The sequence below is a fragment of the Vibrio tarriae genome, assembly GCF_002216685.1.
Lineage (GTDB): Bacteria > Pseudomonadota > Gammaproteobacteria > Enterobacterales > Vibrionaceae > Vibrio > Vibrio tarriae.
Genome location: NZ_CP022353.1, coordinates 482,342 through 503,120, shown reverse-complemented (window position 1 = coordinate 503,120; position 20,779 = coordinate 482,342). Strand labels below are relative to the sequence as shown.

At 49.2% G+C, this 20,779-nt stretch carries 18 protein-coding genes; 4 read left to right on the top strand and 14 right to left on the bottom strand.

Features of this window, described 5'->3' with window-relative positions; translation table 11 throughout:
• Positions 1-125: 125 nt before the first annotated feature.
• Both CEQ48_RS07810 and lpcA read right to left on the bottom strand, forming a co-directional pair.
• Positions 126-971: a class II glutamine amidotransferase gene (locus tag CEQ48_RS07810; protein ID WP_089070848.1), complete on the bottom strand. Its 846-nt coding sequence runs from the start codon at positions 969-971 to the stop codon at positions 126-128.
• A gap of 62 nt (positions 972-1,033) precedes the next feature.
• Entirely contained in the window at positions 1,034-1,609 is a 576-nt protein-coding gene (gene lpcA, locus CEQ48_RS07805; protein ID WP_000284054.1) for a D-sedoheptulose 7-phosphate isomerase, read from the bottom strand.
• A gap of 317 nt (positions 1,610-1,926) precedes the next feature.
• On the opposite strand from lpcA, the gene fadE reads away from it, so the two are divergent.
• The gene (gene fadE, locus CEQ48_RS07800) at positions 1,927-4,371 is read left to right on the top strand and encodes an acyl-CoA dehydrogenase FadE (protein WP_089070847.1); all 2,445 of its coding nucleotides are present in this window, start codon (positions 1,927-1,929) and stop codon (positions 4,369-4,371) included.
• A 146-nt stretch (positions 4,372-4,517) separates the two neighbouring features.
• On the opposite strand, the gene CEQ48_RS07795 is transcribed toward fadE, so the two are convergent.
• Entirely contained in the window at positions 4,518-5,777 is a 1,260-nt protein-coding gene (locus CEQ48_RS07795; protein WP_089070846.1) for a TIGR03503 family protein, read from the bottom strand.
• Positions 5,778-5,785: 8 nt separating this feature from the next.
• Positions 5,786-6,529, bottom strand: a complete 744-nt coding sequence (gene dnaQ, locus CEQ48_RS07790; RefSeq protein ID WP_089070845.1) for a DNA polymerase III subunit epsilon — start codon at positions 6,527-6,529, stop codon at positions 5,786-5,788.
• A 56-nt stretch (positions 6,530-6,585) separates the two neighbouring features.
• On the opposite strand from dnaQ, the gene rnhA reads away from it, so the two are divergent.
• Positions 6,586-7,056, top strand: a complete 471-nt coding sequence (gene rnhA / locus CEQ48_RS07785) for a ribonuclease HI (protein WP_089070844.1) — start codon at positions 6,586-6,588, stop codon at positions 7,054-7,056.
• A gap of 54 nt (positions 7,057-7,110) precedes the next feature.
• Here rnhA and CEQ48_RS07780 read toward each other — a convergent pair whose 3' ends face one another.
• A complete protein-coding gene (locus tag CEQ48_RS07780; RefSeq protein ID WP_089070843.1) occupies positions 7,111-7,848 on the bottom strand; it encodes a methyltransferase domain-containing protein in 738 nt (245 codons plus the stop codon).
• A 37-nt stretch (positions 7,849-7,885) separates the two neighbouring features.
• Here CEQ48_RS07780 and gloB point away from each other — a divergent pair, with 37 nt between their 5' ends.
• A complete protein-coding gene (gloB, locus tag CEQ48_RS07775; protein WP_089070842.1) occupies positions 7,886-8,644 on the top strand; it encodes a hydroxyacylglutathione hydrolase in 759 nt (252 codons plus the stop codon).
• Between the two features lie 71 nt (positions 8,645-8,715).
• Complete coding sequence (locus tag CEQ48_RS07770; protein WP_089070841.1) at positions 8,716-10,314, top strand: LysM peptidoglycan-binding domain-containing protein; 1,599 nt, start codon at positions 8,716-8,718, stop codon at positions 10,312-10,314.
• A gap of 21 nt (positions 10,315-10,335) precedes the next feature.
• Here the strand turns inward: CEQ48_RS07770 and CEQ48_RS07765 are convergent, their stop codons facing one another.
• The 9 genes from CEQ48_RS07765 to lpxA all read right to left on the bottom strand — a co-directional run bounded on the left by CEQ48_RS07765 (position 10,336) and on the right by lpxA (position 20,778).
• Entirely contained in the window at positions 10,336-11,181 is an 846-nt protein-coding gene (locus CEQ48_RS07765) for an endonuclease/exonuclease/phosphatase family protein (protein ID WP_089070840.1), read from the bottom strand.
• A gap of 67 nt (positions 11,182-11,248) precedes the next feature.
• Positions 11,249-11,587 carry a nitrogen regulatory protein P-II gene (glnB, locus tag CEQ48_RS07760; protein WP_000717795.1) on the bottom strand — a complete coding sequence of 113 codons (339 nt, stop codon included), beginning with the start codon at positions 11,585-11,587 and terminating at the stop codon, positions 11,249-11,251.
• Positions 11,588-11,691: 104 nt separating this feature from the next.
• Positions 11,692-12,015, bottom strand: coding sequence for a c-type cytochrome (locus tag CEQ48_RS07755; protein ID WP_089070839.1), 324 nt, complete (start codon positions 12,013-12,015; stop codon positions 11,692-11,694).
• 35 nt (positions 12,016-12,050) lie between these two features.
• Complete coding sequence (tilS, locus tag CEQ48_RS07750; protein ID WP_089070838.1) at positions 12,051-13,373, bottom strand: tRNA lysidine(34) synthetase TilS; 1,323 nt, start codon at positions 13,371-13,373, stop codon at positions 12,051-12,053.
• A gap of 140 nt (positions 13,374-13,513) precedes the next feature.
• The gene (gene accA / locus CEQ48_RS07745) at positions 13,514-14,473 is read right to left on the bottom strand and encodes an acetyl-CoA carboxylase carboxyl transferase subunit alpha (RefSeq protein ID WP_089070837.1); all 960 of its coding nucleotides are present in this window, start codon (positions 14,471-14,473) and stop codon (positions 13,514-13,516) included.
• Positions 14,474-14,527: 54 nt separating this feature from the next.
• Positions 14,528-18,007 carry a DNA polymerase III subunit alpha gene (gene dnaE, locus CEQ48_RS07740; RefSeq protein WP_089070836.1) on the bottom strand — a complete coding sequence of 1,160 codons (3,480 nt, stop codon included), beginning with the start codon at positions 18,005-18,007 and terminating at the stop codon, positions 14,528-14,530.
• 38 nt (positions 18,008-18,045) lie between these two features.
• Positions 18,046-18,666 carry a ribonuclease HII gene (gene rnhB / locus CEQ48_RS07735; RefSeq protein ID WP_089070835.1) on the bottom strand — a complete coding sequence of 207 codons (621 nt, stop codon included), beginning with the start codon at positions 18,664-18,666 and terminating at the stop codon, positions 18,046-18,048.
• Positions 18,667-18,690: 24 nt separating this feature from the next.
• Positions 18,691-19,830 carry a lipid-A-disaccharide synthase gene (lpxB, locus tag CEQ48_RS07730; RefSeq protein ID WP_089070834.1) on the bottom strand — a complete coding sequence of 380 codons (1,140 nt, stop codon included), beginning with the start codon at positions 19,828-19,830 and terminating at the stop codon, positions 18,691-18,693.
• A 159-nt stretch (positions 19,831-19,989) separates the two neighbouring features.
• Positions 19,990-20,778, bottom strand: a complete 789-nt coding sequence (lpxA, locus tag CEQ48_RS07725; protein WP_089070833.1) for an acyl-ACP--UDP-N-acetylglucosamine O-acyltransferase — start codon at positions 20,776-20,778, stop codon at positions 19,990-19,992.
• Position 20,779: the final 1 nt, after the last annotated feature.

Genomic DNA, 20,779 nt, shown 5'->3' with positions numbered 1-20,779 from the left:
GGGTTGAAATCATTCAACCCTTTCTTTTTGTACCACTCTTTATTCCCAGACAACATAAACGATGTGATTGGGGTGAACGAACATAGCCAACACCGCTGCAGCTTCAAGTAGGAAAGGTATATCGCTTAGTCGAGAGGTTGGCTTGGTGCCTGACATCTGGGTCGATTCGGTGCAAAACCCACATCCATCAACACATGTGCATTGTCTTCTATCCGCTCTCCAAAATGGAAAAATGCGAATTGCCCCGGCTTCATACGCTGCCAAGTTTCATTACCGGTTAACGGTTGAGTCGCAATCACTGACACCACATCATTCGGCGTGGTTTCTTCTTGGAAATTGATCTCGACATCTTCATCGAGCAGTGCTGCACGGCCAAATGGGGCTCGGCGAGTGATCCAATACAAATGATTGGTGCAATACGCCATCACATATTCGCCATTAGACAGCAGCATATTAAAGACACCGAGAGCTCTAAGCTCATCACAACACTGCGCAACATAGCGCAGCATCTCAGGCCAATCTTGTGGACCTTCGGGGTAACGCTGTTCCATTTGATTCAGCAACCAACAGAATGCCAGTTCGCTGTCCGTTTCACCGACTGGTCGATGGCGTCCAGTGACTAGATTTTGATATCCCGTCAATTGCCCATTGTGGGCAAATGTCCAGTACTGCCCCCACAACTCGCGGGTAAACGGATGAGTGTTTTCCAGATTCACCCCACCGCGATTGGCCTGACGAATGTGGCTGATCACCGCACGACTTTTGATCGGATACTGCTGAACTAACTCGGCAATTTTGGACTGACTGCTAGGATTGGGATCTTTGAAGGTACGAAAGCCTTTGCCTTCGTAAAACGCGATTCCCCACCCATCACGATGCGGACCCGTTTTCCCGCCACGTTGCATCAAGCCAGTGAAACTAAAACAGATATCGGTTGGTACATTGGCGCTCATGCCGAGCAATTCACACATGGTTTAAACCACTCCTTACTTAAACCAGTAGCCCGGTCAATACCGGGCTCTTGAGCGTAGGGTTACGCCATTTCCTTTTCAATCAACTGAATGATGATGTGGATGATCTTAATGTGCACTTCTTGGATACGATCCGCGTAACCAAAATGTGGCACACGAATTTCAACATCGGCCAAACCCGCCATTTTACCGCCATCTTTGCCGGTTAACGCGATGGTTTTCATGCCTTTTGCTTTCGCCGCCTCAATGGCTTTTAGGATGTTGCCTGAATTACCGGAAGTCGATAAGCCAAACAGCACATCGCCTTTCGCTCCGACCGCTTCCACATAACGAGAGAAAACATAGTCATAGCCAAAATCGTTACTCACACAAGACAGATGGCTTGGATCAGAAATCGCAATACCAGGATAACCAGGGCGGTTTTCACGGTAACGCCCAGTCAACTCTTCAGCAAAGTGCATGGCATCACAATGCGAACCACCATTACCGCAAGAAAGCACTTTCCCACCTTGCTTGAACGAATCAGCAATCAGCTTAGCCGCCGCTTCAATTTGTGCGATGTTGTGGTCATCACTCAAAAATTTCTGCAAAACGTCTGCCGCTTCGGTCAGTTCACTTCTAATTAAATCCTGGTACATGAGGCATCTCTCTATTGATTATTAGTTATCCGAACCCGCGCGCTTGGCACTTCAATTCAGTATCCACCTGAGTTTACCCAAACAAGCGAAGCTGTCGATAGTCAAAAAGCAAGATTTACTCCTCGTTAGCAAATCCAGTCATTCAAGAAGCGGCAAGAGTAGAGAGATTACTCTAGCGTGATCACTTTCGGACAAAATGCCGTTTTACATTTCATTAATATTTTGGTTACACTTTAACTGGTTAGACCACTAAACTTAGAGTCGCGATTTTCGTATCTACTGATAGAAAACGCGAGTCTGAAAAAGGATAAAACAGTATGGAAATCTTGCTCTCTACCTTAATCATGCTCTTGATACTCGGCGCATGCCTGTATCAAAGAACATCCCTATTTACCTCATTAGCAGCACTGACTTTCACCATGCTAGCGCTTTCACTGTTTGGGCCTGTTGGCTTTTTCGGTTGGGCGCTCTATTTGGCGGCCGTCGTCGTGCTCTGTCTGCCATCCGTTCGCCAATCGTTGATCAGTGGTAAAGCATTAGCAGTGTTTAAAAAAGTACTGCCCGCGATGTCACAGACCGAGAAAGAAGCCCTTGAGGCCGGAACAGTTTGGTGGGAAGCCGAACTGTTTAAAGGCAAACCGGACTGGAAAAAGCTGCACAATATCCAAGCTCCGAAGCTCTCTGCTGAAGAACAAGCCTTCCTGGATGGCCCAGTCAATGAAGTGTGTGCCATGGTTAGCGACTACCAAGTCACCCATGAACTGGCAGATTTACCGCCAGAAGTGTGGACTTTCCTCAAAGAGAAGAAATTCTTCGCCATGATCATCAAAAAACAGTATGGCGGCTTAGAATTTTCAGCTTATGCACAATCTTTGGTGCTGCAAAAACTGACCGGTGTTTCTGGTGTTCTCTCCTCAACCGTAGGCGTACCTAACTCTTTAGGCCCCGGTGAGCTGCTGCAACATTACGGTACCGAAGAGCAGAAAAACTATTACTTACCTCGCTTAGCGGAAGGCAAAGAGATCCCCTGTTTTGCTTTAACCAGCCCAGAAGCCGGTTCAGACGCAGGTTCTATCCCTGATTTCGGTGTAGTTTGTAAAGGACAATGGGAAGGCAAAGAAGTTCTAGGTATGCGCCTGACGTGGAACAAGCGCTACATCACTCTCGCACCGGTGGCGACTGTGCTGGGGCTTGCCTTTAAACTGCGCGACCCTGAAGGACTGCTCGGTGATAAAGAAGAGCTCGGCATTACCTGTGCCTTGATCCCAACGCATCTTAAAGGCGTGGAGATCGGCAATCGCCACTTCCCACTCAACGTGCCTTTCCAAAACGGTCCAACCCGTGCCAAAGATCTGTTTGTGCCGCTGGATTTCATCATCGGTGGTCCAAAAATGGCAGGCCAAGGATGGCGCATGTTGGTGGAATGTCTTTCGGTGGGACGCGGCATTACCCTACCTTCCAACTCAACCGGCGGCATTAAAACTGCGGCACTCGCTACAGGCGCTTATGCGCGTATTCGTCGCCAGTTCAAACAACCTATCGGTCAGATGGAAGGGATTGAAGAGCCATTAGCGCGTCTAGCCGGTAACGCTTATGTGATGGATGCGGCAAGTAACCTGACTGTCACGGGTATCGATCTCGGTGAAAAGCCTTCGGTAATTTCTGCGATCGTAAAATATCACTGTACTCACCGCGGACAACGCTCAATTATTGATGCGATGGACATTGTCGGCGGTAAAGGCATCTGTTTAGGCCCCGCTAACTTCCTCGCTCGCGGGTATCAAGGTGCTCCAATTGCCGTTACCGTAGAAGGCGCGAACATTCTTACCCGCTCGATGATCATCTTTGGTCAAGGTGCGATTCGCTGCCATCCTTATGTACTCAGAGAAATGGAAGCGGCTTATAGCCCAAATTCTGATGCGGTAGAAAAATTTGATAGTGCCCTAGCAGGACACGTTGGCTTTGTGCTCAGCAACTTAGTGCGCAGTCTATGGCTTGGTTTGACTGATGGTTATGGTTCACAAGCCCCAACCCGTGATGCAACCAAGCGCTACTACCAACAGCTTAATCGTTACAGTGCTAACTTGGCCCTGCTTGCGGATATCTCCATGGCAGTATTGGGCGGCTCACTCAAACGTAGAGAGCGTCTCTCTGCCCGTTTAGGGGATATTCTGAGCCAGCTTTACTTAAGCTCAGCGACCTTAAAACGTTTTGAAAACGATGGCCGTCCAGCCGAAGATTTACCACTGGTACATTGGGGCTTACAAGATAGTTTGCGCCAAACTGAAATCGCCATTGATGAGTTCTTGGTTAACTTCCCAAATCGGATGATTGGCCGCGCATTACGTGTACTCATGATGCCTTTCGGCCGAGTGCGTAAAGCGCCAAGTGACAAGCTCGATAGCAAGCTCGCGCAGATCTTGCAAACCCCGAGTGAAACACGTTCAAGAATTGGTCGTCACCAATACTTAACACCGAGTGATAACAATCCTGCGGGTAAGATAGAACAAGCGTTGAATGTGATTTTACAAGCTGAGCCGCTGTTTGAAAAAGCATGCAAAGCGCTTGGTCAACGCCGCCCATTTATGGGGTTGGATGAAGTCGCCAAGCTGGGCTTAGAAGCCAAAGTGCTGACCATTCAGGAAGCGGCACTACTGAGCGAAGCGGAAGCACATCGTCTCTACACCATCAATGTCGATGACTTTGCCCCACAAGAGCTGGCCGCAAAAAAGCGCACACAACGTAAAGCAGAAGTGGCTTAAGTTCCACATTGAGCAGTATTCACCACTTCAATAGCCAAAAGGGAGACAACGTCTCCCTTTTCTTATCTTCCATAAACTCAAGTGAGCCTTCATTCAAATCCGCTTGAACAACAAACTTCAAAGGGTCAAAGGCAAATTCAACGCCTTTACTTACCCTTCTTAGGCGGCATATTTAGCTGCATTTCCGGTACAGCGGCTTTTTTCATTTTGATCTTACGCAGTACAAACCAAACGGCTAATGCCAAGATCAGTACCACGATATTACCCACTATGATGTACATCATGTTGCGGCTACGCTGCTCTTCGCGCATCTGAATGATCAGCAGCTCTTGCTCTTGTTTCAGGCGTAAAGCTTCCTCTTCTTCCTGAATTCGACGCACTTCAGCAATATTAAGCTCATCGACCACACTGTAGGTTTGATCGCCAATCGGGAAATAGAGTTCACGTTGTGAAGCAAGTTCGGTCGCCCACACTTTTCCATCCCAAGAATAGTTGCCAAATTCTCCGTCATAGGGGATCTCTAATTTCGCAGTCAACGATTCCTTACCAGCTTGAGACTCCGAGATATAGTCATCTTGATAAGGATGGCGATGCCGAATATGAGCAAGTAAAGAACCAGGTTCAATCATCCCCTGCTCACCTGTAAACAAAACTTGATGTGGAGTACCAGTAAGGCGTGATTGAATGAAAGTAGTAGAAATCGGCGTTGGGTAAACTAACACCTCTTGCTCTTGCGCACGCAGAAAAACGCCATTTCCTGAGGTAATTCGTAAACGGTATTTGCCCGGTTCAATCGCCATTTTTAAAGCGACCGTGAACACACCATCGCCGGGCTTTTCATCAAGCAAAGTACCATCATCGGCAAATTCTCCGAGCACTTCGGGAATGGGGCGCGCTTCCTTGGCGAGAGAATCTTCATTTTCAACAAACTTGGTGAAGGTCACTTTGAGGTTGACTCGATCTAGAAAATCGCGCAATAGCAAAGGTTTACCGTCCGACGTTAAGCGTGCGGTAAATTTAAATTCTTCCCCTTGAAACACTCGGCTGGGAAAGACGTCGGTCGTAAGTTGTAGATTCGAGATAAGTTTGATGTTGTTTTTCGGTGTGACTTTACCGATTGCCTGCCAAGGCCCTGGCATAGGATTCTCAATCGAGATGATGTCCATCGAGGGTTCTTGATACCAGCGCACATTTTCAGGGTTACGCCATTGATAATACTTACTGCCATCAGGGCGAACTAACACGACTGGCTGAGAATCTTTTTCGCGGTAAATCACAAAGGTGATTTGGGTTATGGTCGGATCAACGCGAAAACGGTTATCAAGCAGCGACATGCTAGATTGTTGTGCCGCTAGACTACTCAAACTGATCAAACATCCCACTATCGCCGCGAGAATCCTCAACATAACCTCTCCTAACTACGCCATAGGCAAGTGCCACTTTTGGCCACTATGTCCAAACGATCTTGATGTGCTTGTAGTTCATCGGCGCTAGCCGCTAAAACCTTTAACGCTTTTCGCGCTGAACGGGCACGTTTTAACGATTCTGCGCTCAATTCCCCACTATTTTGCGTGGCCGATGAAAATTGCAGTGAAGTCTGCCCACCGGTCATCAATAGATAAACGTCGGCTAGAATCTCCGCATCGAGCAAAGCGCCGTGCAGGGTTCGGTGTGAGTTATCGATGCCGTAGCGCTCACACAAGATATCCAAGTTATTGCGTTTACCGGGGAAAATCCGCTTGGCCATCGCCAAGGTATCGGTCACTTTGCAAAAATCGCTGGTTTTACCGATCGAGCCACCGAGTTTAGCAAACTCGTAATCCATAAAGCCGACGTCAAACGGCGCGTTATGGGCAACCAGTTCAGCCCCTTTGATGAAGTCTAAAAACTCCTCATGGACATCTTTGTACTCGGGCTTATCTTTTAGAAATTCATCGGTAATACCGTGAACTTCAATCGCCTCTAATTGAATATCACGATCCGGTTTCAAATAGACGTGAAAATGCCGTCCGGTGAGTTTACGGTTGATGATTTCAACTGCACCGATCTCAATAATTCGATGCCCCTCGTAATGGGGGCCGCCTTCGCGGTTCATACCCGTGGTTTCGGTATCGAGCACCACGATGCGTTGGTATTCTGCATTGTTGCTAGTATTCATCAGGATATCTATGTCAGACTATGCCAATTCTTTGCGTGACCCAATAGTATCAAATCATGAACAAACAGGTGGAAATTTTCACGGATGGTTCTTGCCTCGGCAACCCAGGTCCCGGCGGTTATGGCGTCGTGATGCGTTATAAGCAAGTCGAGAAGACCCTTGCTCGCGGTTATCGCCTCACCACCAACAACCGAATGGAAATGCTGGCCGCCGTCATGGCTCTGCAGGCGCTTAAAGAACCCTGTCGCGTGGTCCTGACGACCGATAGTCAGTACGTTCGCCAAGGGATCACCCAGTGGATCCACAACTGGAAGCTGCGTGGTTGGAAAACTGCCGACAAAAAGCCCGTGAAAAACGCCGACTTATGGCAAGCCCTTGACAAAGAAACCGCTCGCCACCAAGTCGAATGGCGCTGGGTTAAAGGCCACGCTGGACACCGTGAAAACGAAATGTGTGATGAGCTGGCCCGCCAAGCAGCAGAAAATCCTACCGAAGACGATACTGGCTACCAACCAGAAGCCAAGTAACGGAAGCCAACTAACCGAAACCCAAATTCAATCTGAATCACAAATTGGGCAGCGTCACGACTGCGACTTGCTATTGACTCGATAGTTGACCCCGATCGGCGACAGTCGTCGCTTAAAACGCCATTTAGAGCTGACGGGTTTAAGTGGGCAAGTTCGTTTACGCGCAACAATAAAATACAGGCTACCAAAGGGCGAATTTGAGCCGCCTAAGCCATTTTCCAGCCAAGTCCAAAAAGGTCGATATTTCTGCATCGGAAACAAGGCGTATTGATCGCAAGCAAGCACTTGGTAGTTCAGTACGCCTAACCAATCTTTAATCCGATTAGGGGTAAACATCCGCCCACTCCAAGGCAAGTTGTTTTTGCGCCAAGGCATGAGGCTAGCTAAACCAATAAAACTGATCGGGTTAAAACCAGTGATGATCACATAGCCATCATCAATCAACACTCGGTCAACTTCACGCAACAAACGGTGAGGATCGTTGCTGTAGTCGAGTTGATGCGCCAAAATCGCCACATCAATACTCTTCTCCAAAAACGGCAGCTCATATTTATCGGCAATCACCGTATGCAATGGATTTTCAATATCGAGGTGTACTTGGTGTTGAATATTGCAGGTACAACTGGCAAGCTCACAGCTCAGACCGCCGAGCTTTAACATATGGTAACCAAAAAGTTTTGGGCACCATTCATCTAAACGGGTCTGAATAGATTCACTCACCCATTGGCCATTTTTCAATTGTGCCCATGAGTGTGGATTTTCAAGCGCTTTATCACTGCGTGCTGGTTTCATTGCTCACCCGCTTCATCAAGGTAACCGGAGACAACTCATGTTACAGATCAAAAGCATACCCGCATTTGACGACAATTACATCTGGCTGATTCAAAATCGCGATCGCGACTGTGCTGTGGTGGACCCGGGCGGTGCTGAACCTGTCCTCGCTTACCTTAAACAGCATGACTTAAACTTAAAAGCCGTGCTGATCACCCATCACCATCACGACCACATTGGTGGCGTTGCTGAGCTTGTACATCAGTTCCCCAAAATCCATGTTGTAGGCCCAGCACAAGAGCCCATCCCTACCCTTACTCATCCGGTGGAAGATGGCGACCAAATCGAACTGTTTGATGAACGCTTTATGGTGCTCGGTCTGCCGGGACACACCTTAGGACATATCGGTTACGTTGGCGATGGCAAGCTGTTTTGCGGCGATGTGCTTTTTTCTGCAGGCTGTGGGCGCGTGTTTGAAGGCACGATGGAGCAGATGTTTTCTTCTTTGAATAAGTTGCTCAGCCTCCCCGAAGAGACTCAAGTTTACAGCGCACACGAATACACCGCCGCTAATGTGGCTTTTGCATTGGCGGTAGAGCCCGAAAACGAACAACTGCATATTTATCGTGATGAAGTGAGTCGTTTACGCGCGCAAAATCAGCCAACGTTACCCACCACTTTGGGGCGCGAAAAATCGGTTAATCCATTTTTACGCACTCAAGAGCCAAGTGTCATTCGCTCAGTGGCTAGCCAAGTGTCAACGCTGGAGCCGCTCGCAATATTTACTGCATTACGTGAATGGAAGAATGAATTTTGACTTTTGTCGCTTGTCACCAAGACAAAGTGGCAAGTATTATCAGCAGCCATGAAGAATAAGGGCTGTGTTACATGCGAGTTAAATTCAGTTGGGTATTGGCGTTGCTGCTCGTCGGCTGTCAATCCCCCCAACCTGTGGATACGACCACATCAGATGACCAAGCGGTAAACCCGCCCACTCAATCTGCTACCGTGAAAAAAAAGCGTAAGCCGCAAACGACTACAACTCTGTCTGCTGGCGAAACGGAGAGCGTAGAAGAAGAACGCGTCGCGCTGACACCACAAGAACAAGACGATGTATGGCAACGTATTGCTATGCAGTTCAAGCTTGGCATCCCCAAAGACCCAAGTGTTGATGCGCAACGCGAATGGTTTCTCAAAAACCCAGGTCACTTACAAGCGATTGCCAGTCGTGCTGAACCTTTCCTCTATCTGATCACTGAAAAAGTCGAGCAACGCGGTCTGCCGCTGGAATTGGTGCTGTTACCGATTGTTGAAAGCTCGTTCGATCCTTTTGCCTATTCCCACGGCAGTGCTGCGGGCTTATGGCAGTTTATTTCGTCTACCGGCAAGCGTTATGGTCTCAAACAAAATTTCTGGTATGACGGTCGACGTGATGTCGCCGCAGCCACAGATGCCGCGCTGGATTATCTTACTGTCTTGAACCAACACTTCGATGGCGATTGGTATCACGCTATCGCCGCTTATAATAGTGGAGAAGGGCGCGTTGCTCGAGCCATTAAAGCCAACAAAAAAGCCGGTAAACCTATCGACTTCTTCTCACTGAATCTGCCTAAAGAGACCAGTGGTTATGTGCCAAAATTGATAGCACTGGCCGATGTGATTGCCAATCAGGAAAAATACGGCATCTCTATCCCAGCAATCGAAAACCGCCCAGTGTTAGCCACCGTTGACCCGAAAGAGCAGTTGGATCTTGCGATTGCCGCTCGATACGCTGGTCTAACCGTCAAAGAGCTGCAAAGCTTTAACCCTGCCTATAACCAATGGGCAACGGCTCCTAATGGTCCGCATCAACTGCTGATCCCCGTTGAAAAAGTTGAACGTTTTAATTTAGCCATGGAAGAGAACCGCGGCAAAGGGATTAAGGTGGTTCGCTATAAGGTGAAATCGGGTGATACTCTCAGCACGATTGCCGACAAGTACAACACCACGGCTAAAGTGATCAAAGAAGCGAACCAGATCGCCAGCAACCAAATTCGTGTTAGTAGCTATCTGTTCGTACCAACCTCAGTGAAAGATGAGAAAGCCTATGCACTGAGTGTAAGTAATCGCTTAGCCAAGACGCAATCCGTACCACGTGGACAATATCAGTTGACGCACACCGTCAACTCAGGGGAAAGCCTCTGGACCATCGCCAAGCAGTATAACGTGCCTTACCAATCGCTTGCGAAATGGAATGGTATGGCACCGAAAGATGCGCTGCGTAAAGGTCAGAAACTGGTGGTCTGGAAAGACAGCAAACCTGCAAGTGGCGTGATCCGCACCGTGACCTACAAGGTTCGTTCTGGCGATACTCTGAGTGGCATTGCCAATAAGTTTAAAGTGAAAACCACGGACATCGTTAAGTGGAACGCTTTGAACAGCACTCAATACCTCAAGCCCGGCCAGCAACTGAAACTGTATGTGGATGTGACCAAATTCAGCGCATAAAACCGTACTGAACTGACTAGCTCAGTTGAGTAAGCGAAAGCGAACCAACAGAGGATTATGATCAGAAGCGTCCGATATGGACGCTTCTGCTTTTTCAACCTGCAGTCCACGATAGAACACATGATCTAATGGTAGGCCATTAATAAACGTCGTGCGGTTATCTGGCGAAAAGCGCACTTCTTGCAATCCTACGGAGGCAAGCTGAGTACTCAGCAGCGCCATCCGCGCCTTACTCCAGCTGTTAAAATCGCCCGCCACAATCACAGGGCCAATAAAGGTGCGTAACTCATCAAGTAGCGCGATCAACTGTTGTTGATACTCTTGGGTGCCATAAGTGAAGTTGACTGCGTGCAGATTGACCACGGCTAACTCTTGCTCATTACTTAAACGATAACGTGCGTAGATCGCCGATTTAGGCAGTCTCAACCACGGTTCAAGCTGAGTGTAAGCACAAGCCATGGTAGGCATCACTTTAGCAAGGTTAATCACCCCAGCCGCCTCTCCAAAAGCTTCAAAAGCTCGAGCCTGAGTGCCATCCCACCCTAATTGATTGATCCACTCTTTAAACACTTGCGTCATGTTGGCTTCTTGCAGCAACAGTAATTGCTGACCACGACTCAATTCGGTGAGCTGCGTTGACCAATTGGCACGATTTTGTTTATAGATATTCCAAACGAGCAGATTGAGCTGTCCATCACGATCCAAAACTTGCGACTGCGGATGTTGGTAACACAACAGCGGTTCACCTTGCTGATTGCGCCCTATTGTGACTAATTCAGGTTGAGTAGGAATCGTGAAGATAGACCAGAAAGCGGCCAATCCCACCGCCACCATCAATAATGGGGCCATCCAGTAACGTTTTTTCATTTAGTTACCCTCAAACAAAATAAGGAGCCTTAGCTCCTTATTGTTTCGTAATCCTAGGGATGGATGCTTAAATCGCATCTTCATCCTCTTCACCGGTACGAATGCGTACCACACGCTCAACGTTGGTGATGAAGATTTTACCATCGCCAATCTTACCGGTTTGAGCCGTTTCAATGATGGTGTCGACACAGCGATCCGCCACATCATCGGTGACCACAATTTCTAGCTTCACTTTAGGCAGGAAATCGACCATATACTCTGCACCGCGGTACAGCTCAGTGTGTCCTTTCTGACGGCCAAATCCTTTGACTTCAGACACTGTCATACCTGTGATGCCGACTTCGGCCAACGCCTCGCGGACATCGTCGAGTTTAAACGGCTTGATGATGGCTTCGATTTTTTTCATGTTCATCCCTTAAACGACTGTCAGTGCTCGGCATTATCTGTCAGCAATCGATAACAATCAATAAAAAGCCCAAGCAGAGCTTGGGCATTCAACCAAATGATTTTTTATTTCAAGCTCGAATAGTATGCAGCCAAGTTCGCAATATCATCATCACTGAGCATCATAGCTTGAGCCTGCATAACAGCGGCCAAACCACCATTACGCTCTTTGTTTTTATAAGCTTTAATCGAGGTAGTAATGTATTGTTCATTCTGCCCCTTTAAATTCGGGTAGCCAGGAATCACCGCGATCCCATCCATGCCGTGACACGCTGCACACACTGCCGCTTTGGCTTGTCCCGCCGCTACATCACCAGCCAATACAGAGCCTGACAATAAGCTCCCACCCAGCACAAGTGCCATGACCATTTTGTTCATTGCTTTCCCCATGTAATTATCCCTATAGATTATGTGTGGTTATGAATTTATTTTGGCACAGAATCATGAGATTTGAACCAAACTAACTCACAATCTTGCCCACTCCAGTCACGATCTACGAATAAATCCGCGACACAGACCACTCTATTTTGGTACATGAGGATGGGGGTTTGCCGCCGCCGCCAACTCGGCACACCATATTCTTGAAACAGTTTTTTGAGTTTGCGCGAACCCACCCTCCCAACCGGACAAGCCTCTAGCCCTTGCGGCTCAAAGCTAACCCATAATTGGCTGGGGTCATCGGGCAGCTTGATGTTGCCACCCGCCTTGCTGGTCAACTGAAGATGACCTAAACCATGCGGCAATGGCAAAAGTTGCTCAGGTGCCAATGCACTGCGCCAACCTGAAAGGTCTCTTTCTGGCGGTACGAGGTACAGACAGTGCTGAAAACGGCGCACCTCAATCTTGTTCAACTTTAATTTTGGATTGGCATCCTCACTCGCCAGCGCCACCTCACACCAAATACGTTCCGTGTGCTGACGACTCGGCATCGGTAGCCTGTGGTGCGCAAACCAAGCTCGGATCAGTTGTCTGCGCAGCCCCTCACTGCCTTCAGCGAGAACGGCGATCGACAATCCACCCTCAGCAGTGATTGCTCGTTTTAAGGCGTCAGCTAAAAATTCTTGCAGCAGCGCTTCTTGTTCAGCACACAGCTCAGCACTGCGCTGCACCGCTTGGCGAATGCTCGGCCAGCGCTCGGTAAGTACAGGCGTCACCTGATGGCGTAGAAAATTGCGCTCATAGCGGATATCAGCATTACTTTCATCGGTTACCCAAGTGAGTTTGTGCTGCTTGGCATAGGCTTCAATGTGTTGACGTGAGACGGTTAATAGAGGGCGGAGCAAGTGTCCCTCGGCGAAAGGGGCATAATCTGCCATTGCGGCCAGCCCTTTTGGGCCACTGCCGCGCTTTAATGCGAGTAAAAAAGTTTCCAGTTGATCGTCCGCATGCTGCCCAAGTAACAACAGTGTCTGCGCATTCACATGCGGAGCAAGGACTCGATAACGCGCCTCTCGCGCCAGTTTCTCAATACTTTCACCACTTGCCACATCCAGCTGTACATATTCGATTTGACATGCCATTCCGACTTCACGGCAACAGCGTTGGCAATGCTGGGCCCACTGATCGGCATTCGGGCTCAACCCATGATGAACATGAACCGCGGACACATCCCAGCCAAACTCATCGCGTCCACGCGCTAGAAGGGCAAGCAGTACCTGCGAATCCACACCGCCGCTCAGTGCGAGAAGGAGTTTGCGAAAAGGATAGAGGGCTAATTGCTGCACAAAGTGGGGATAGAGATCGTCCATAAATCACAGAGAGTTGAGAAAAGTGGCTCAAGTTTACCCCTTGAGCCCAGAAAAGCCAAAGGGCTGACCTAAGCCAACCCTTTGCTATATGTGGATATTCCACCGTCACTGCGAGATGAAATAATCAACAGTAACCGTAATCAACAGTAACCGTAGTTCATCAAACGTTGATAACGGCGCTCCAGCAAGTTTTCGTGATCCAGTGCATCCAGATCGGCCAACTGACGCAGTAGCGTGGCTTTTACATTCTCGGCAGTCAGTTTGTGATCACGATGCGCACCGCCCAGTGGCTCTTCAATGATTTCGTCAATCAATTCCAGCTCTTTCAAACGTGGGGCAATCAGGCCCATCGCTTCTGCCGCTTGTGGCGCTTTATCAGAATCACGCCATAGAATCGACGCACAACCTTCTGGTGAAATCACTGAGTAGGTGGAGTATTGCAGCATGTTCACGTAGTCACCAACGCCAATCGCCAACGCACCGCCAGAACCACCTTCGCCCACCACGTTACAGATGACTGGCACTTTCAAACCTGACATCACTTTAAGGTTTTTGGCGATCGCTTCCGACTGACCACGCTCTTCAGCACCCACACCTGGGTATGCGCCCGCGGTATCAATGAAAGTGATGATAGGCATATTGAAACGCTCAGCCATTTCCATCAAGCGCAGCGCTTTGCGATAACCTTCTGGTTTTGGCATACCGAAGTTACGTTTCACCTTTTCACGGGTTTCACGACCTTTTTGGTGACCAATCACCATGACCGCACGACCCTCAAGACGTGCAATACCGCCCACGATCGCTTTGTCGTCAGCAAAAGCACGATCGCCTGCCAGTTCATCAAACTCAGTAAAGATGTGTTTGAGGTAATCCAGCGTGTAAGGACGCTGCGGATGACGCGCCAATTGCGCCACTTGCCACGCACCTAAATCACTGAAAATCTTCTTTTTCAGCTCAAGGCTTTTCTTCTCAAGCTGCTCTAGCTCTTTATCCAGATCTACGGATGCGCTTGCGCTGTGACGAGACATATCACGCAGCGCCTGAATTTTCGTTTCCAGTTCGACAATCGGTTTTTCAAAATCAAGAAAATTGAGGCTCATCTATCGATCCTTTGTGATTCAGCCATGCCACCCTCAGTGTGCACTGGCTGAATTTTAGTTAAATTCGAGTTCTACCTGATCATTACCAAGTAGCTGCTTTAATTCGTCTAACAATGTATCGCTTGGCGTGACTCGCCACTCTGTGCCTAACGTCAGGCGCGCTCGCGCATCAGGGCGCTGGTAGTATACATTGACAGGTACGGTTCCTGCGCGGTGAGGTTCTAGTATGTGACTAAAACGCTCAAAAAATTGTTGATCAATCTGCGACTGTAAAATCGAGATGGATAAACCGCGGGCAAATTTTTCACGCGCGCTGCCCAAGTCCATGACCTCGCGCGCCGACATTTTAAGTCCACCATTGAAGTCATCAAAGCTGACCTGTCCGGAAACCACCAGAATTTTATCTTTTTCTAACCATTCTGCATACCGATCTAATGCTTCTGAGTAGAGCATTACTTCCATACGACCCGAACGGTCATCCAGCGTCATTAAGCCAATTCGCGTACCACGTTTGGTGGTCATCACCCGCGCGGCAATCACTAATCCGGCAACAGTTAACGATTGATCACGCCGTGTTGGCGCGGCTTCATTCAAGCGGCAACTGGTGTATTTGGTCAGCTCTTTCAGGTATTCATCGACTGGATGGCCGGTGAGATAGAGCCCAAGCGTCTCGCGCTCCCCCTCCAAACGTACTTTTTCCGGCCACTCAGGTACTTGCGTGTATTTCTGCTCGACTTCTTCTGGCGCATCCGTGAGCACACCGAACATATCCGCTTGGCCAAATGCTTCAGCCTGATGATGTTGGCTTGCCGCGCGCACTGCATCATCGACCGAGGCCATCATGGCAGCGCGATGTGGCCCTAATCTGTCTAGCGCACCGGCCAGAATCAGTTTTTCAATTACCCGTTTGTTGACCTTTTTCAGATCAATCCGCGCGCAGAAATCAAACAAATCTTTGAAGTAACCGTCTTTGTTACGCGCTTCAAGAATGGCTTCAATCGGGCCTTCACCCACCCCTTTGATCGCGCCGATACCATAAACAATCGCACCGTTATCATCCACGTTAAAGCGATACAAGCCTGAGTTGATGTCCGGTGGCAACACGGTCAATCCCATGTTTTTACACTCATCCACCAAGCCAACCACTTTTTCCGTGTTGTCCATATCCGCGGTCATTACCGCCGCCATGAACTCGGCTGGATAGTGGGTTTTCAACCATAAGGTTTGGTAGGAAACCAGCGCATAGGCGGCAGAGTGCGATTTGTTAAATCCGTATCCGGCGAATTTTTCCACCAGATCGAAGATTTTCATCGCCAACTCACCATCAACGCCATTTTTCTCCGCCCCTTCTTGGAACACAGCGCGCTGCTTAGCCATCTCTTCTGGCTTTTTCTTACCCATTGCACGGCGCAGCATGTCTGCCCCACCCAAGGTGTAACCAGAAAGCACCTGCGCGATCTGCATCACCTGCTCCTGATAGAGGATGATGCCGTAGGTCGGCTCTAGGATCTCTTTGAGCGATTCATGTTGCCACTTTTCATCCGGATAAGAGATGGCTTCACGACCATGTTTACGGTCGATAAAGTTATCCACCATGCCAGATTGCAACGGCCCCGGACGAAACAGCGCCACCAAAGCGATAATGTCTTCAAAACAGTCAGGCTGTAGCCGCTTAATCAGCTCTTTCATACCACGCGATTCAAGCTGGAATACCGCGGTGGTTTTGGCATCTTGTAGGTTACGGAAAGAGCGCGCATCATCGAGCGGGATCGCTTCAATCCGCACGGGTGGTTTGCCTGCTTTTTTCAAACGCGGGTTAACCAGCCCCAACGCCCAATCAATGATGGTGAGAGTGCGCAGCCCCAAGAAGTCAAACTTGACCAAGCCGGCGGTTTCCACATCGTTCTTATCGAACTGAGTAACCGGGAAGTTGCCTTCCGCATCACAGTAAATCGGCGCAAAGTCAGTAATGGCAGTGGGCGAGATCACCACGCCCCCAGCGTGTTTACCAGCGTTACGGGTACAACCTTCCAGAATTCGACACTTGTCGATCAGCTCTTTGACTTCCTCATCCGCGTCATACAGCTCTTGCAGTGCAGGCTCGGCGATAAAGGCTTTCTCGAGCGTCATGCCCGGATCGGGTGGTACTAATTTTGAAATGCGATCGACAAAACCGAACGGATGACCAAGCACACGCCCCACATCGCGAATCACCGCTTTCGCCGCCATGGTACCGAAAGTGATGATTTGTGATACCGCATCACGACCATACATTTCCGCTACGTGATCAATCACTTGGTCACGCTTATCCATACAGAAATCGACGTCGAAGTCGGGCATGGAGACCCGCTCTGGGTTCAAGAAACGCTCGAACAGCAGATCGTATTCCAGCGGATCAAGGTCGGTGATTTTCAGTGCGTACGCGACTAACGAACCCGCACCCGAGCCCCGTCCCGGCCCTACTGGAATATCGTTATCTTTTGACCACTGGATAAACTCCATCACGATCAAGAAGTAACCGGGAAAGCCCATTTGGTTGATGACATCGAGCTCGATTTGCAGTCGCTCATCATATTCTGGACGGCGCTGTGCACGGACTTGCGGATCAGGGAAAAGAAATTCGAGTCGCTCTTCCAACCCTTCGCGAGATTTCATCACAAGGAAATCTTCAATCGCCATCCCGCCAGTTGGGAAGTTAGGCAGGAAATATTCGCCCAAACGTACGGTCACGTTACAACGTTTGGCAATCTCGACACTGTTGGCTAACGCTTCTGGAATGTCCGCAAACAGCTCACACATCTCCGCTTCGCTGCGCAGATACTGCTTCGGGCTGTAATTTTTCGGGCGACGTGGATCTTCCAGCGTATATCCATCGTGAATCGCGACTCGGATTTCATGGGCTTCAAACGACTCTTCAGTGATAAACACCACTTCGTTGGTTGCCACGACGGGCAAATCGTACTGCTCTGCCACATCCAGCGCAAAGTGTAAATAGCTCTCTTCATCGGCACGACCAGTGCGAATAAGCTCTAGATAGAAATGATCGGCAAAGTGAGTTTGGTAAAACTCAATGCATCTTTCTACTTGTTGCTGATTGCCTTTGAGTAATGCGCGCCCCACTTCACCCCGTTTTCCACCCGAGAGCACAATCAGCCCTTCGGCATGCTCGACCAACCACGCTTTATCAATCACAGGTTGATGCTGGACATGGCCGCGCAAATACGCTTTAGAAATCAATAGGGTGAGGTTTTTGTAACCGACATTATTTTTAGCAAGCAAGGTGAGCTTGGTCAGCTCATCACCGAACTCTTCCGATTGCAAAGTAAAGTCGGCACCAATGATCGGCTTAACCCCGCAGTTATGCGCGGTGCTGTAAAACTTCACCAAGCCACACAGGTTGGTGAAATCGGTCAAGGCCATTGCGGGCATGCCCATTGCCGCCACTTTTTTCACCAATGGCGGGACTTTGGACAAACCATCCACCATAGAGAAATCACTGTGTATACGTAAGTGGATGAACTTTGGGTCTGACATGCAAGGAGTATCCAAATCTTAGGAAACGCAATTGCGCTCTATTCTATACCAAGAGCACGTTTTACTGGGCCAAAACTTTTACGATGCTGCTCAATAACCCCATGCTGCTCAATGGCAGCAAAATGCGCGGCGGTTGGGTAGCCTTTGTGCTTGGCGAAACCAAACTGAGGATATTGCTTATCCAGCACTTCCATCTCTTGGTCACGGATCACTTTGGCAATAATCGAAGCGGCACTGATTTGCGCGACACGCAGATCGCCTTTAACCACGGCTTGCGCTTCCATTGGGAGCTTGGGAATTTTATTGCCATCAATCAATACCAAATCAGGCTGAACGCACAACCCTGCGACGGCGCGCTGCATTGCGACCATGGTGGCTTGGAAGATGTTCAGCTCACCAATTTCTTGTGGTGAACAGCGTCCCACCGCCCAAGCTAAGGCTTTTTCCTGAATCTCAGGAAACAGGGCTAAGCGTTTTTTCTCACTGAGCTTTTTGGAATCATTCAAGCCCATAATCGGCCGATTAGGGTCAAGGATCACCGCCGCCGTGACGACATCCCCCACCAATGGACCGCGCCCGACTTCATCCACTCCAGCAATCAAGGCATAACCTGCAGGAATCTCAAAGGGAGGCAGCTCAATGCTTGGTTTCTTCGCCATGGTATGTTCTCAATCTGGTTAATGTTATTTCTGAATCAAATGCAGCACAGCTTGCGCCGCTTGCTGATCCGCATCTTTACGGATCCATTGATGCATTTCGGTAAATTTGTCCATCAAGGCTTGGTTGTCACTTTCGAGTAAACGGCTCACTTCATGGTAAAGGTTGTCAACGGTGCAATGCTCTTGCAGCAGCTCTTTCACCAACTCTTCCCCCGCCAAGATGTTCGGCAAAGAGACATACGGCGTTTTCAGCAGACGTTTGGCCAAAAAGGCCGTAAAGGCATTCACGCGATAACCGACCACCATAGGGCGTTTAAGCAGCATGCACTCCAAGGCCACCGTGCCGGAGGCAAGCATCACCGCATCGGCTGCAGTAATCACATTGCGCGCGGTATCATCCACCAGCACAAAATTCAGCTCAGGAGCGACTTGTTGCCAAGCCTGTTCAAACTGTGCACGACGTTTGGCATTCACCAAGGCCACCACAAAGCCAAGATCTGGATAGCACGCCTGCAGTTTTTGACAGGTGGCGATAAAGGGCTCCGCGAGCATCTTCATTTCGCTGCCACGGCTGCCCGGCAAAACGGCTAACCAGCGGCGCTGCTCATCCAGACCAAGCAGTTGGCGAGCGGCTAACTTATCGGACGCTAACGGGATCGAATCCGCCAAGGTATGACCGATAAACTCACAAGGCACATTGAATTTGTCGTAAAACGCTTTCTCAAATGGAAGGAAGGCCAGCACTAAATGCGTCGCCGCGGCAATGCCATGAATGCGGTTTTGTCGCCACGCCCACACTGATGGACTGACGTAATGTACGGTTTTGATCCCCGCTTGTTTAAGGCTCAGCTCAAGGCGTAAATTAAAATCCGGCGCATCGATACCCACGAAAACATCCGGCGGATTGGCAGTGAAATACTTAACCAGCTCGGCTTTGACTTTCAGCAGGCGTGGCAAGCGGCCAAGCACTTCCACTAAGCCCATCACGGCCAACTCTTCCATATCAAACAGAGATTGACAGCCAAGTGCGTTCATTTTCGGCCCACCGATGCCGACAAACTCAGCATCTGGGTAACGAGCACGTATAGCTTTGATAAAGCCTTCGCCTAAGGTGTCGCCAGAGAGCTCCCCAACAACGATGCCAATCCGTAATGGTCTATGCACGGTTTCCTCCGCAGTTCATCATGCCTGATGGATACTCAAGCCTTCGCCACTTGGGTGGTATCTACCCTGTTTTGACACTCGCCAGAGTACAAAAATGCAAAAGATCGCTGAGTCAGCAGCGATCTTTAAATAGTTTGGTTAGCTCACTCACTAAACAAATTAGCGAATAATGCCACGCTCGGATTTCTCAAGGAAATCGAGGAACAGTTTCACACTAGGATATTGCTCAGCTTCCTGGGCAATCTCAGCCTTGGCTGCTTCAAGGGTCAAACCATTGCGGTACAAGGATTTGTAGGCACGGCGAATCGCATGAATTTCTGCTTTATCAAAGCCACGGCGTTTTAAGCCTTCCACGTTAATACCAAACGGTGCACAGTGGTTACCTTGCGCCATCACGTACGGTGGCACATCTTGCACCACAATAGAGCCGCCACCCAGCATACAGTGATCGCCAATATGACAGAACTGGTGAATGGCGGACATGCCACCCACAATCGCTTGGTTGCCCACTTTTACGTGACCCGCCAAGGTCGCATTGTTGGCAAAAATACAGCGATCGCCAATCACACAGTCATGCGCGACGTGGGCGTTGATCATAAATAGGTTGTCGCTACCCACGATAGTGATGCCTTTATCTTGCACTGTACCGCGGTGCATGGTGACGCTTTCGCGAATCGTATTACGATCACCAATGATGAGCTGCGTATCTTCACCGGCGTATTTCAAGTCCTGACACGCTTCACCAATTGAAGCAAACTGGAAAATCCGGTTCAAACGACCGATTTTGGTTGGCCCCTTGACCACAACGTGCGATAACAGCTCAGTACCTTCACCGATCTCAACTTTGCTATCAACAAAGCAGAAAGGACCAATCTTAACGTTGGCACCAATGATAGCGCCCTCTTCCACAACGGAAGTTGGGTGAATTTGTGCAGTTTCGTGAATCATC

Coding starts and splice junctions, on each gene's coding strand:
- gloB (WP_089070842.1), top strand. CDS start 7,886: ATGTTACAGATCAAAAGCATACCCGCATTTGACGACAATTACATCTGG.
- accA (WP_089070837.1), bottom strand. CDS start 14,473: ATGAGCCTCAATTTTCTTGATTTTGAAAAACCGATTGTCGAACTGGAA.
- CEQ48_RS07755 (WP_089070839.1), bottom strand. CDS start 12,015: ATGGGGAAAGCAATGAACAAAATGGTCATGGCACTTGTGCTGGGTGGG.
- rnhB (WP_089070835.1), bottom strand. CDS start 18,666: ATGGCGAAGAAACCAAGCATTGAGCTGCCTCCCTTTGAGATTCCTGCA.
- lpcA (WP_000284054.1), bottom strand. CDS start 1,609: ATGTACCAGGATTTAATTAGAAGTGAACTGACCGAAGCGGCAGACGTT.
- CEQ48_RS07810 (WP_089070848.1), bottom strand. CDS start 971: ATGTGTGAATTGCTCGGCATGAGCGCCAATGTACCAACCGATATCTGT.
- CEQ48_RS07770 (WP_089070841.1), top strand. CDS start 8,716: ATGCGAGTTAAATTCAGTTGGGTATTGGCGTTGCTGCTCGTCGGCTGT.
- CEQ48_RS07780 (WP_089070843.1), bottom strand. CDS start 7,848: ATGAAACCAGCACGCAGTGATAAAGCGCTTGAAAATCCACACTCATGG.
- CEQ48_RS07765 (WP_089070840.1), bottom strand. CDS start 11,181: ATGAAAAAACGTTACTGGATGGCCCCATTATTGATGGTGGCGGTGGGA.
- dnaE (WP_089070836.1), bottom strand. CDS start 18,007: ATGTCAGACCCAAAGTTCATCCACTTACGTATACACAGTGATTTCTCT.
- glnB (WP_000717795.1), bottom strand. CDS start 11,587: ATGAAAAAAATCGAAGCCATCATCAAGCCGTTTAAACTCGACGATGTC.
- dnaQ (WP_089070845.1), bottom strand. CDS start 6,529: ATGAATACTAGCAACAATGCAGAATACCAACGCATCGTGGTGCTCGAT.
- fadE (WP_089070847.1), top strand. CDS start 1,927: ATGGAAATCTTGCTCTCTACCTTAATCATGCTCTTGATACTCGGCGCA.
- rnhA (WP_089070844.1), top strand. CDS start 6,586: ATGAACAAACAGGTGGAAATTTTCACGGATGGTTCTTGCCTCGGCAAC.
- CEQ48_RS07795 (WP_089070846.1), bottom strand. CDS start 5,777: ATGTTGAGGATTCTCGCGGCGATAGTGGGATGTTTGATCAGTTTGAGT.
- lpxA (WP_089070833.1), bottom strand. CDS start 20,778: ATGATTCACGAAACTGCACAAATTCACCCAACTTCCGTTGTGGAAGAG.
- tilS (WP_089070838.1), bottom strand. CDS start 13,373: ATGGACGATCTCTATCCCCACTTTGTGCAGCAATTAGCCCTCTATCCT.